The sequence below is a fragment of the Pyxidicoccus fallax genome (genome assembly GCF_012933655.1).
In the GTDB taxonomy this organism is placed as follows: Bacteria; Myxococcota; Myxococcia; order Myxococcales; family Myxococcaceae; genus Myxococcus; species Myxococcus fallax.
On sequence record NZ_JABBJJ010000021.1, the window covers coordinates 59518 to 71593 of the forward strand.

Annotated in this window: 9 protein-coding genes and 1 pseudogene; 7 read left to right on the forward strand and 3 right to left on the reverse strand. The window is 70.1% G+C overall.

Annotated features, from left to right (window positions below):
- The first annotated feature begins 8 nt into the window (after positions 1-8).
- The 3 genes and pseudogenes from HG543_RS06895 to sitI6 all read left to right on the forward strand — a co-directional run bounded on the left by HG543_RS06895 (position 9) and on the right by sitI6 (position 3906).
- Positions 9-2531: a PfaD family polyunsaturated fatty acid/polyketide biosynthesis protein gene (locus HG543_RS06895; RefSeq protein ID WP_169343881.1), complete on the forward strand. Its 2523-nt coding sequence runs from the start codon at positions 9-11 to the stop codon at positions 2529-2531.
- Between the two features lie 161 nt (positions 2532-2692).
- Positions 2693-3067, forward strand: a complete 375-nt coding sequence (locus tag HG543_RS06900; RefSeq protein ID WP_343073291.1) for a VOC family protein — start codon at positions 2693-2695, stop codon at positions 3065-3067.
- Between the two features lie 117 nt (positions 3068-3184).
- Positions 3185-3906, forward strand: a pseudogene (gene sitI6 / locus HG543_RS06905) (SitI6 family double-CXXCG motif immunity protein).
- Between the two features lie 6 nt (positions 3907-3912).
- Here the strand turns inward: sitI6 and HG543_RS06910 are convergent.
- Positions 3913-4674 (reverse strand): 4'-phosphopantetheinyl transferase family protein, encoded by a 762-nt coding sequence (locus tag HG543_RS06910; RefSeq protein WP_343073292.1) that lies wholly within the window; start codon positions 4672-4674, stop codon positions 3913-3915.
- A gap of 107 nt (positions 4675-4781) precedes the next feature.
- Between HG543_RS06910 and HG543_RS06915 the strand changes: the two genes are divergently transcribed.
- A complete protein-coding gene (locus HG543_RS06915) occupies positions 4782-5417 on the forward strand; it encodes an HAD hydrolase-like protein (protein ID WP_246356821.1) in 636 nt (211 codons plus the stop codon).
- A 43-nt stretch (positions 5418-5460) separates the two neighbouring features.
- Here the strand turns inward: HG543_RS06915 and HG543_RS06920 are convergent, their stop codons facing one another.
- Positions 5461-6996: a hypothetical protein gene (locus HG543_RS06920; protein WP_169343885.1), complete on the reverse strand. Its 1536-nt coding sequence runs from the start codon at positions 6994-6996 to the stop codon at positions 5461-5463.
- A 100-nt stretch (positions 6997-7096) separates the two neighbouring features.
- Here HG543_RS06920 and HG543_RS06925 point away from each other — a divergent pair, with 100 nt between their 5' ends.
- The 3 genes from HG543_RS06925 to HG543_RS06935 all read left to right on the forward strand — a co-directional run bounded on the left by HG543_RS06925 (position 7097) and on the right by HG543_RS06935 (position 11591).
- Positions 7097-7864: an ATP-grasp domain-containing protein gene (locus HG543_RS06925; protein ID WP_169343886.1), complete on the forward strand. Its 768-nt coding sequence runs from the start codon at positions 7097-7099 to the stop codon at positions 7862-7864.
- Positions 7865-7954: 90 nt separating this feature from the next.
- Complete coding sequence (locus HG543_RS06930) at positions 7955-9241, forward strand: PQQ-dependent sugar dehydrogenase (RefSeq protein ID WP_169343887.1); 1287 nt, start codon at positions 7955-7957, stop codon at positions 9239-9241.
- A gap of 136 nt (positions 9242-9377) precedes the next feature.
- The gene (locus HG543_RS06935; RefSeq protein ID WP_169343888.1) at positions 9378-11591 is read left to right on the forward strand and encodes a M4 family metallopeptidase; all 2214 of its coding nucleotides are present in this window, start codon (positions 9378-9380) and stop codon (positions 11589-11591) included.
- Positions 11592-11670: 79 nt separating this feature from the next.
- Here HG543_RS06935 and HG543_RS06940 read toward each other — a convergent pair.
- Positions 11671-12076 (reverse strand): tetratricopeptide repeat protein (locus HG543_RS06940; RefSeq protein WP_169343889.1); only part of this gene is annotated, 406 nt, incomplete at its 5' end.

Consider the following 12076-nt stretch of genomic DNA (forward strand, 5'->3'; position numbering starts at 1 on the left):
ATCTCGACATGACGACTCGCGCTGACATGCTGGCCGGTACACAGGATGCCGTCGTCTTCCCGGGCCAGGGCTCACAGCGGCCCGGGATGGGCGCGGACTTCTACAAGCAGTGGCCCATCGCCCGCCGCACGTTCGAGGAGGCGTGTGACGCGGTGGGAGAGAACCTGGTCCAGCTGTGCTTCGAGAAGGACCCCCGGCTCCACCTCACCGAGTTCACCCAGCCGTGCATCCTGACGATGGAGATCGCCGCGTACCGGGCGCTCGTGGAGGCGTTCGGCCTGGGGGCCACGGTCTTCGGTGGGCACAGCCTCGGCGAGTACACCGCGCTGGTGGCCGCCGGAGCGATTCCGTTCGCGGATGCGGTCCGGCTCGTGCGGAGGCGGGGGGCCTTGATGCAGCAGGCGGTACCCCAGGGCAAGGGAGCGATGGCGGCGCTGCTCGTGGACGACATCGAGAACTCCGGCGCGCTGCGCATCGCGAAGGCGGCCGGGGCCGAGGTGGCGAACCACAACTCGCTGGCGCAGGTGGTCATCAGCGGAACGGCCGAGAGCATCGACCGGGCGAAGCGCGAGCTGGCCGAGGCGCTGCCCGCGCTGAACTTCATCCCGCTCCAGGTCAGCGCGCCGTTCCACTCCAGCCTGATGCGCTCCATCGAGGTGGAGTTCCGTGCCTACCTGGAGTCGTTCGAGCGAAACTTCCGGCCGGAGCTGGCCGCGCGGGTGACGTCGAACTTCACGGGCGGGTTTTATGAGGCGCGGTCGCTCACGGCGAACCTCGTCCAGCAGATCGCCGGCTCGGTGCGGTGGCTCGACAACATGCGGGCGATTGGTGCTCGGGCGCGGCGCATCTATGAGATTGGGCCCGGCGCGCCGCTGATGAAGTTCTTCCAGACGCTCGGCCGGTCCGTGACGCCGATGACGAAGGTGGCGGACGCGGAGGCGGCGCTCCGGGAGTATTCGCCTCCGCGGGCGGAGCCTTCCACTTCACGTTCGTCGAATGGTGTGACAGGCCCGGCGGCCTGGAATGCCGCTGTGCCTGAGAGCCGGCCGGTCAGGATGTCCATCACGGCGGTCGTGCCCGAATCGCCTTCTCCGGTCGCCGCTCCTGCCTCGGTCCGTACGGTTCCGCAGCCCGAGCGGGCCTCTGGCACACGGGCCCTCATCGATGCGGAGCGGCTCGGCGACGCGTCATTCCGAGCGGACCACAACGTGCGCCTGGCCTACGTCGCGGGCGCGATGGTGAAGGGCATCGCCTCCCCCGAGCTGGTCATCCGCATGGGGCGCGCGGGGCTCCTCGCCTTCTTCGGCTCGGGCGGCCTCAGCCTGGAGCGCATCGAGGAGGGCATCCGCCGCATCCAGTCCGCCCTGCCGCCGGGCGCGCCGTGGGGCGTGAACCTGCTCCACAACATCAACCATCCGGAGATGGAGGATCGCACCGTTGACCTGCTCCTGCGCCTCGGCGTCCGCTGCGTGGAGGCGTCTGCGTACACCGTGCTCACCCCTGCCGTGGTGCGCTATCGGCTCAAGGGAGCCCGGCTGTCCGGTGACCGCGCGCGCCCGGCGAATCGGCTGATGGCGAAGCTGTCCCGCCCCGAGGTGGCGCGCCAGTTCGTCTCACCACCTCCCGAGCGCATCGTCCGGATGCTCCACGAGAAGGGCCTCATCAGCGACGAGGAGGCCCGCGCGGCGGCCCGGCTGCCGATGGCGGATGACCTCTGCGCCGAGGCGGACTCGGGCGGGCACACCGACAAGGGCGTCGCTTTCAGCCTCCTCCCCGCGATGATGCACCTGCGTGACGAGGCCATGGCCGAGCACCGCTACCCGGCGCGCATCCGCGTGGGCGCGGCGGGAGGCATCGGCACGCCCGAGGCCGCCGCCGCCGCCTTCACGATGGGCGCGGACTTCATCCTCACCGGCTCCATCAACCAGTGCACGCCCGAGGCCGGGACGAGCGACCTCGTGAAGGACATGCTCGCCGACGCGGACATCCAGGACTTCGCCATGGCCCCGGCGGGCGACATGTTCGAGCTGGGCGCCCGCATCCAGGTGTTCCGCAAGGGCGTCTTCTTCCCCGCCCGGGGAAACAAGCTGTACGAGCTGTACCAGCGCCACGAGTCGCTCGACGCCATCGACGAGAAGACGCGCGAGCAACTGGAGAAGCAGTACTTCAAGAGGAGCATCGCCGAGGTCTGGGCGGAGACGCGTGCGTACTACCTGCGCGCGGATCCGGCCCAGGTCGAGCGCGCCGAGAAGAACGGCCGCCACAAGATGGCGCTCGTGTTCCGCTGGTACTTCGTGGACACCATGCGGCGCGCCCAGCGCGGTGACGCGGCGGACAAGGTGAACTTCCAGGTCCACGGCGGTCCGGCGCTCGGCTCCTTCAACCGCGTGGTGAAGGGCACGCCGCTGGAGAGCTGGCGGAACCGCCACGTGGACGAGCTGGCCTGGTTCCTGATGCGCGGCGCGGCACGGGTGCTGGAGGAGCGCTGGCTCCGGTTCAGCTCCAGCGCCGTGGCGGAGCGGGTGGCCTGATGTGGGGCCGCGAACCCGCCTGAGAGGGCGTAGGCGCAAGCTCGAAGTCTTCGGCTTTTCGGGCGTAACGTGCTGGCGGCGCGCTCTTTTCATCCGAGGGTTCGATGGGACAACCGACTCGACTGACGGTCAGGCCTCAGACGTTGATGGCGGTGCGGGACGTGAAGGCCAGCAGCGCCTGGTATCAGACCTTGCTGGGAGTCGGCTCGGGATGCGATCCGGACCATCCTCATCGCCTCGTCTATGACAGACTCCTGAGTGGGGACACCCTGGTTCTCCAGCTGCACAGATGGGATGCCGAGGACCACCCCAACTTGATTGATCCCGACCGGGCACCTCATGGCCATGGCGTCCTTCTCTGGTTCGAAGTCGATGACTTCGATGCCGCCGTGGACCGCGCCAGACGTCTGGGTGCTCGGATCCTCGAAGAGCCGCACGTCAATCCAGCTCCGCGGCATCGAGAGATCTGGCTCCAGGACCCAGATGGCTATGTCGTCGTCCTCGCCAGTCCAGACGGAGAGGCAGATGCGGCGTGAATCCTCGCCGAGTGCGTGTGGTGCGCGGCGCAGGTGCGTGAGCCTGCCTCGCCGTGGAGGTGTCAGACTGGACGCTGCGGTCGCGCCTTTTAGTCCCGCCCGGGAGCGCGAGGACGGATGAGTCGGTTCTTCTGGTTGGATGAGGACAGGGCGGCAGCAGCGAAGTACGGCGGGGAAGTCAACGCGTGGCACAAGCTGGGGCTGCCGGGCGTGAAGTGCCACACGTGCGGCGCCACATGGAGCGATGTGGGCCATGAGTATCCATGCGTTGACCTGTCGCGCTTGCCGGAGCGTGGTGAGTTCGAGAAGCCGAGGCCCGAGCCCTTCCTCGAGTTCGCTCGCCTTCGGGAGCTGGTGCGTCCCCTGGCTCCTCCCAATGCGGAGCTGCCCCCCGGGACGGGCTTCGGTCCGCTGGTGGGCCAGGCTTCCGGGGAGTTCGGCCCCATCGTGTGGGTGTGGGGCAGAAGCTTCTCATGCGTCGGGACGTGCTGACGCGGCTTCAGGTAGAGGGCGTGCAAGGGCTATTAGGCTGTCGGACGGAGTTGCGGTTCCGTCAGAAGCACCCGCCGGAGCTGCTGGAGCTCCAGATTGAGCCTCGCGGCAGACTGCACGCGGACTGCCTTCCGCCGGACCTGCCTCCGCCGTGCGCGACCTGTGGCCGAGTCGGGTTCCGGCTGCCAGAGCAGCCCATCCTGGACGCCGCCTCACTCCCCACGGGCGTGGACCTGTTCCGGGTCGGAAACTTCGCGACGATGGTCATCGGCACCGATCGCTTCATGGAGGCCGTGCGACGCCTGGAACTGGATGGCATCACCTTTCGCGAGGTACCCATGCGGTAGACGTCACTATCGCGCGCTCCCGAGGACCTGGTGGACCCGCTCCAGGTCCTCCGGTGACACGTGAAGGTGCGAGTGCTTCGGAGACACCACCGCGAGCACGTAGCCGCCCATCACCCACGCCCGGGACCGGTACTGCGCGAAGTTGCGGAAGAGACAGCCCCACCCTCCTTCCGCGTGCGGCTCGAACGTCTCCGCCTCCAGCACCTCGAACGGCGTCGTCAGCCCGCACCGCAGCGCCTTGGAGAGCCCCTCCTTCATCGCCCAGAGGATGTTCACCGCCAGCTCGCCCCCACACGCCGCGCGCCGTGCCAGCTCGAGCTCTCGCGCCGACATCACCGACTCGAACACGCCCGTCCGCTGCGGGTCCACCCGCTCCACGTCCACTCCGAGGATGTGCTCCGGCCCGCAGGCCACGGCCACCCCCACCGTGCCCGCATGGCTGAGTGAAACGACCGGCGGCTCCCCTCCCGTGCCCCGGACGATGGGTTGCTCGAACACGCCCGGGGAAATCTCCACCGCGTTCATCGGCACTGACACCCCCAGCGCCCGGACCGCGAGCTTCGCCGCCTGACGCCCCAGGTAGAAGCTCAGCCGGCGCGAGTCCGCGCGGAACTCGTCGAGCCGCCGCAGCTCGTTCGGGTGGAGCACCTCCCGCGCCCGCGCGTCGAGCCCGATGGCCGTCTCGCGGTGCACGCACGCCAGCACCCCCGGCACCCGCTCGCCGTGACGCACCATTCCCAGCGACACCGTCGCGGACGCTTCCACCACGAGAGACCCAGGGCTTCCCGGCTCGGTCATTCCCCCGGATTCTGGGGCAACTGGCACCCCGCCTCAACGTGCACCCCGCCCTCCGCTGCGGCAGGATGCACGCCGTGATGACCCACGTCGTCTTCGACTTCGACGGAACGCTGGCGGACTCGCTGGGCGCCATCGTCCAGCTCTACAACGCGCTCGCCGAGAAGAGCGGCTACCGCCCGCTCACCGCCGACAACCTGGAAGAGCTTCGCGCGCTCTCCATCCTCGACCGATGCAAGCGGATGGGCATCCCGCCCTACCACCTGCCCTCGCTGGCGGTACAGATGGGCCGGAACCTCCGGAGCGCCATGACCTCCATCCCCTTCCACGAGGGCATCCCCGAACTGCTGCGCGACCTGAAGGCCCGGGGAATGGAGCTCTTCATCCTCTCCTCCAACAAGGAGGAGAACATCCGTGCCTTCCTGAAGCACCAGGCCGCCGAGCACCTCATCACCGGCTTCCATTGCAGCAGCAGCCTCTTCGGCAAGGCCCGGATGCTGCGCGCCCTGATGAAGGCGAACCGGCTCCGGCCCGACCAGCTCGTCTACGTGGGTGACGAGCACCGGGACATCGTGGCCTGCAAGGAGGCGGGCGTGCGGGTGATTGCCGTGCGCTGGGGCGCCGACGCCGACAGCCGCCTGCGCGAGGCCGGGCCGGACTTCCTCGCGGACACACCCGCCGACATTCTCGCGTGCGTGAGCCGCTGGTCCACGTAGACCGTGGGAGCCCAGCTCCTTCTGCCCCGCGGACTGCTGAGCGTCAGCGCAGCTCCACGGTGAGGCCGCCGAAGGTCATGTTGGCCCGCTGGCCCCTATCCCCCGAGTGCGTCATGGGGGCATCCGCCAGCCCCACCGCCACAATCTCGTCGTCCCGAGCATCCACGCCCAGCAGGTGGAAGTGCCGCTGACTCCCGTCCAGCGGCACGGTGCGCATCCGCGACAGGTCGCCTCCGGCGGAGAACATCGCCAGCAGCGGGCCCGAGCCCCGGCTGATGCTCATGCCATTGGCCCAGCGGTCCCAGCCCGACGCGCCCACCGCGAGCAGCCCGCTGTCCGTCCAGCGCAGCGCCGAGATGTGGTCCGCTCGCGGCCCGCCCAGGACGTGCGAGAAGCGCAGGCTCCCGGTGCGCCGCTCGAACACCGCCACATAGCCGTCGTACGGCGTCATCCGGTCGCCCGCGCCCGGGGACGACTCGTAGTAGTCGATGGCGCCCTGCGCGTCCTCGCGCACGAAGGAGCCGGCGATGGCGACGTCCCCGCCCCTCGCGGCCAGGTCGAACACGACGAACTCAGCCGCGTCGGAGGGATGGAACATGTGAGTCCCCTCGCGCTCGCCAGTGGCCGTGAAGGAGGTGAACGCGAACGCCTGGTGCTCGGTGTCCATGTGTGTGGCGATGTCCTCGTCCAGGATGCAGTCGAGCCGCGTCGGCACTCCGAAGATGTCGCTCGCCGCGAGGCACCGGGATTGGGTCCACGTGCGGCCCACCACCACCGCGCCGTCGCCCCCAATCGCGAGCAGCGGCCGCCCGGGCGCCTCGCGCCAGCGGAACTCGTCATAGGCCCACGCCGCCGGGTCCACCTGGTGACGCCCATCCACGAGGCGCGCCCACTCCTCTTCGTAGCGGGACTCCGACCACCGCAGCGCCATCACCCCGGACACCAGGTCCGAGGGAGGCCGGTTGGGGCTCGGAGGCGGTTCGTCCACGAGGGTGAGGAACGCCACGACGACGTCTTCGCCTCGCGCCTCGGTGCGAAGCCACCCGTCGGTGAGCGCATGCACCGGGCGGCCCTTCATGCGGAAGGGCTGCGCGGGCAGGCCGGTGCCCACGTCTTCCGCGGACAGCGTCCGGGGCTCCGGCACCGGCTGGCGCGAAAGGACTTCGCCGCCCGGAGACAGCCGGAGCAGGTCATAGCCGCCGCGCTCCGCGGCGGTGCGCTCCACGCCCAGCGTCACCTCACCCGAGGGGTGCACTGTGAAGTCGCTGAAGTGCTCGCCCGCTTCCTCCACCCGCGTCCATCGCACCTCGGAGTCCCGCGTCCTGGCGACGAGCCTTCGCTGCACACCGGAGCTCTCATCGCGCTTCGTCTCCAGGACGAACACGGTGTCGCCGGCGAGGCGCACCTTCAATCCGCCCCAGCCGGTGCGAGGGCTCACCGCATGCGTCAGCGTGCCCTCGTCGAAGACTCGGCCCAGGCCCCGGTGCGGCACGCGGCAGCCCTCACCGCAGGGTTCCTCCGCGTCCTGGCAGGCGGACATCAGCGCACATAGCAGCGCGACCAGAGGAAATGGCTTCATGGCCTGGATACGGACTGGCGGCGGAGCCCTGGCTGCGCGCGGTCAGTTCCGCTCGGACCGGCGCGTCCAGGCGGCCAGGATTCACACCGAGGCGCGGCACATGCACTGGGTCGTTCAGAACAACCTGTTCAACGAGCGCGGCTTCCACACCCTGATGCAGGTGCTGGAGCACGGAGGCATTCCGCACACGTTGGTCAAGGTCATCCCCTTCGGCGGCGGCGTCGAGCCCGTCGTGGATGTCGCCGGGCCCGTCATCGTGATGGGCTCGCTCAGCCTGACCCGGTACGCGAAGGAGCGCGGCTGGACGCCGGGGGCGTTCCTCAACGAGAACTTCGACTTCCGCGTCTGGCGCGAGCACCTGGGCGAGCACCTGCTGAACGCCGATGCCCGGGTGTGCCGCTTCGCGGACGTGCCGCGCACGGATGGGCCGTTCTTCATCCGCCCGTGCCTGGACGACAAGTCGTTCTCGGGGATGGTGACGACCTGGGAGGAGTTCAGCGCCTGGCGGGACAGCGTGCTCGGGCTCGACGAGGACACCACCGTGTCCGCGGACACGTGGGTGGCGGTCAGCGCGCCCAGGCACATCCAGCGCGAGTACCGCATGGTCGTCGTCGATGGCCGGGTCATCACCGGCACGCGCTACAAGCTCGGCGACCGCGTCATGAGCTCGGCCGAGGTCGAGCCGGAGGTCGAGTCCTTCGCGCAGGCCATGGCTGGCCGCTGGGGGCCGGACCGCGCCTACGCGCTGGACGTCTTCATGCACGACGGAGGCCTGTACGTCGGGGAGATCAACAACCTCAACTCGGCGGGCTTCTACGCCTACGACGTCGGGAAGATGGTGGCGGCCATCGAGGCCATGCGCTGGTGAGGCACACGGGGAGTGGCGACTTCTCGTCAACCGCATTGCACCAGAGAACGGGTTGCACCCCTGGGACGCGTGCCCAGGGTGTGCGGCTCCATGAGCCTTCCCTCTCCCGCCCGGCGTCTGCTCGCCGCCGTCCTGCTGTGCCTGCCCCTCGCGTGTGACGAGGACAAGCCGCCGCCCACCGAGCCCACGCCTGCTCCGGGCACGATTCCGACCCCGCAGGTGCCGCCGCGCGACGACCAGGTCCGCGCCGTCACCGCGCCCAACAACGTCGTGGTGCCCACCAAGGCTCCGTTCAGCGAGGCGCGCCTGTCGCAGCTCACCGTGCCCGCGGGCTTCACCATCCACGTCTTCGCCCAGGGCCTCACCAACCCGCGCACCCTCGCCGTGCGCGCCGACGGGGGCGTCTACGTCACCGAGCGCGAGGCCGGCCGCGTCACCCTGCTGCGGGACACGAACGGCGACGGGCGCGCGGACCAGCAGACCGTGGTGGCCAGCGGACTCGGCCAGAAGCGCGCGGGCGTGCACGGGCTCGCGCTCAACTCCACGGGCGACCGGCTCTTCATGACGACGGACCGGCAGGTGCTCGCGGCGGACGTGCGGCCGGACGGCTCGCTGGGCGCGCCGGTGGCCGTCGGCGAGCGGCTGCCGGACTCGGGACAGCACCCGAACCGGACCCTGGCGTTCGGCCCCGACGGACTGCTGTACGTGTCCGTGGGCAGCACCTGCAACGCGTGCAGCGAGCCCAACCCGGAGAACGCCACGCTGCTGCGCATGGCGGCGGACGGTACCGGCCGCGCCGTGTTCGCCCGCGGGCTGCGCAACACCATCGGCTTCGGCTGGCACCCCGGCACCGGGCAGCTCTGGGGCATGGACCACGGCTCGGACTCGCGCGGCGACGACTTCCCGCCCGAGGAACTGAACCGCATCCAGCAGGGCGCCGATTACGGCTGGCCCTTCTGCGCCGGCAAGCGCGAGGTCGACGCCTTCATCTCCGCCGAGCCGCCAGACATGCGGTCGCGCCCGGACTACTGCGCCGGCACCCAGCCGTCCGTGCTCGAGTACCAGAGCCACTCGGCGCCCATGACCTGGGTCTTCTACACGGGCACCCAGTTCCCCGCCGAGTACCGCAATGACGCCTTCGTCGCCATGCGGGGCTCGTGGAACCGCAACCCGCCCTCCGGCTACAAGGTCGTGCGGGTGCGCTTCGACGCTCAGGGCAACCCCACCGCCATCGAGGACTTCGCCACCGGCTGGCTGGCCAATGGCGGCAATGACCACCTCGGCCGGCTCGTGGGCACGGCCATCGCCGCGGATGGCGCCCTGCTCGTGACGGACGACGCCAACGGCGTCATCTACCGCATCGCGTACTCGGGCTGAGACGAGACGGACCCGTTATCAAGTAAAACCAGGATTCTGTTCGTCTGTAGGAAAAAGCTACGAACACGTAAATTCCTCTGAAACATCGTTTTGCTCATGTATCCTTGAAGACCCTCTTCTCGGAAAGGTCGTGCGCGTGAGCAAGCGATGGTTGAGGACGTTCTGCGCGGCGTGGGTTGGCGCCGGGCTCGTGGCCTGTGGCTCGGTGGAGCAGGAGTCGCAGCCGGCGGAGCAGGCTCCCAAGGACGCGGACATCCAGGCCGCGCTGGCGCGGCTTCCCGCGGCCGAGGTGCTGGGCCGCCAGGGAGAGGTGCCCTTCTTCATCAAGGGCGACCTGGGCCGGCTGTCCGCGTCCACGGGCGGCCAGCAGAAGGCGGGCGACGCGCGGCAGGCGCTGGGTGACATCGCCGCGGCCTTCCGCCTGCGCGGCGACGACCTGGTCTTGCGGCGCGCCTCCACGGACGCCCAGGGCCACCAGCACCTGCGCTACCGGCAGCTGCTCAACGGCCTCCCGGTGGTGGGCTCGGAGCTCGTCATCCACGCGGACGCCGAGGGCTTCATCTACGCGGCCAACGGCACCGCGCGCGGCGGCAAGGCCGTGTCCGCCACGCCGAAGGTGGCCTCCGACGCCGCGCTGAAGGCGGCCGAGCTGGGCTCCAGCGCGCTGCGCGCCACCGCCAGCGGCGCCGCCACCCTGGTGTACCTCTTCCCCGAGGGCTCCGACGAACCGCGCCTGGCGTGGCAGGTGCGCATCCTCGGCGAGCGCGAGGGCATGCCGGCCGATGACCTCGTCTACGTGGACGCGGAGCGCGGCGGCGTGGTGGCCGTGCACCCGCAGCTCCACTCGGCGCTCAACCGCCGCGTGTACAGCGCCAACAACGGCAGCACCACGCCGGGCACGCTGCGCCGCAGCGAGGGCCAGGCCCCCACGGGCGACGCGCACGTGGACATGAACTACGACCAGCTCGGCGTCACGTACAACTGCTACCAGACGCTCTTCGGCCGCGACTCGTACGACAACGCGGGCGCGACGCTGACCAGCACCGTGCACTACGGCACCAACTACGTGAACGCCTACTGGGACGGCACGCAGATGGTGTACGGCGACGGCAACGGCGTGGACTCCATCGAGCTGGGCAAGGACCTGGACGTCACCGTCCACGAGCTGACCCACGCGGTGACGGACACCGAGTCGGACCTCATCTACTCGGGTGAGTCCGGCGGCCTCAACGAGTCCATGTCCGACATCTTCGCCGGCGTGTGCGAGAGCTGGCAGCGCGGCTGGGCCACGGACGCGGACGTCTTCAAGGTGGGCGAGGACGTGTGGACGCCGGGCATCGCGGGCGATGCGCTGCGCTACATGGACGACCCGGCCGCGGACGACGTGTCGCTGGACTTCTACGGCGACTACTCGTCGGGCGTGGACGTGCACTACAGCAGCGGCATCAGCAACCTGGTGTTCTCGCTGCTGTCCAAGGGCGGCACGCACCCGCGCGGCAAGACGGCCATCAACGTGACGGCCATTGGCCCGGAGAAGGCCGGCCGCATCTTCTACAAGGCCAACACGGACCTCTTCACGCCGAGCACCACCTTCGAGCAGGCCAAGGCGTACACCGTCCAGGCCGCGCAGGCGCTCGGCTACGACGCGGCCACGGTGCAGGCGGTGACGGACGCGTGGCTCGCGGTGGGCGTGCCGCCTCCGCCGCCGGTGACGACGCCGCTGACCAACGCCGTGCCGGTGACGGGCCTGTCCGGCAGCTCCGGCAACAAGAAGTACTTCACGCTCGAGGTGCCGGCCGGGCAGACGAGCCTGAAGTTCGAGACCGCGGGCGGCACGGGTGACGCGGACCTGTACGTGCGCTTCGGCGGCGTGCCGAGCAGCAGCACCTACGACTGCCGTCCGTACAGCAGCGGCAACGCCGAGACGTGCACCTTCAACAACCCGCAGGCGGGCACCTGGTACGTGATGGTGAACGGCTACACGTCGTACTCGGGCCTGACGCTCACGGGCACGTACTCGGGTGGTGGCGGCGGCGGTGGCACGCCGACGACGGAGACGGCCACCGGCACCGTGGCGCGCCGGGAGAATGACAACTTCGGGCCGTACAACGTGGTGCCCGGCACCAGCTTCAGCGTGGTGATGACCGGCACGCGCAACCCCGACCTGTATGTGCGCTTCGGCTCGGCGCCGACCACCAACGCCTATGACTGCCGCCCGAGCACGTCCGGTGCTTCCGAGACGTGCACGCTGACGGTGCCCGCCGGCCAGACGTCCGCGTATGTCATGGTGCGCGGCGCCGGCTCCCAGACGGCGTCGTACAACCTGACCATCAACTACACGCGGCCGTAGTCGCGGCCCACGGTTGAAGCAGCATGGCGGGCGGCTTCCCTCGTGGGAGGCCGCCCGTCGTGTTTCAGGCGCACGCGGCTCAGCGCAGCGGCTCGCCCGCGAGCACGCGCTCCAGCGCCGCCGCCTGCTCCTTCACCTCGGCGTCGCCCGTCTGGCGCGCCTTCGCCAGGTGGCCCCGCGCGCGGTCCGCGTCCGTCTTCGCCAGGGCCATGCCCAGGTAGAGGTTCGTTCGAGGGTGGTCCGGCCGCGCCTCCAGCACGGGCGCCAGCACCCGCTCCGCCCGTGCGTCCTCGCCCTTCTCCAGCAGTGCCATGGCCAGGTCACACGCCGGCTCCGGCTCGGACGGCGCCCGCGCGTTCGCGTGCTCCAGCAATTGCACCGCCCGGGCGCGCTCCCCGGCGAGGTCCAGCGCGCGCGCCAGCCCGTGCATCACCTCCACGCTCCCCGGTGCCACCAGCAGCGCCTCCTCCAGCAGCCGCCGCCCC

Bases quoted from the DNA above. Each gene is read 5' to 3' on its own strand.
- HG543_RS06930 (WP_169343887.1), top strand. From the start codon at position 7,955: ATGAGCCTTCCCTCTCCCGCCCGGCGTCTGCTCGCCGCCGTCCTGCTG.
- HG543_RS06925 (WP_169343886.1), top strand. From the start codon at position 7,097: ATGCACTGGGTCGTTCAGAACAACCTGTTCAACGAGCGCGGCTTCCAC.
- HG543_RS06915 (WP_246356821.1), top strand. From the start codon at position 4,782: ATGACCCACGTCGTCTTCGACTTCGACGGAACGCTGGCGGACTCGCTG.
- HG543_RS06895 (WP_169343881.1), top strand. From the start codon at position 9: ATGACGACTCGCGCTGACATGCTGGCCGGTACACAGGATGCCGTCGTC.
- HG543_RS06920 (WP_169343885.1), bottom strand. From the start codon at position 6,996: ATGAAGCCATTTCCTCTGGTCGCGCTGCTATGTGCGCTGATGTCCGCC.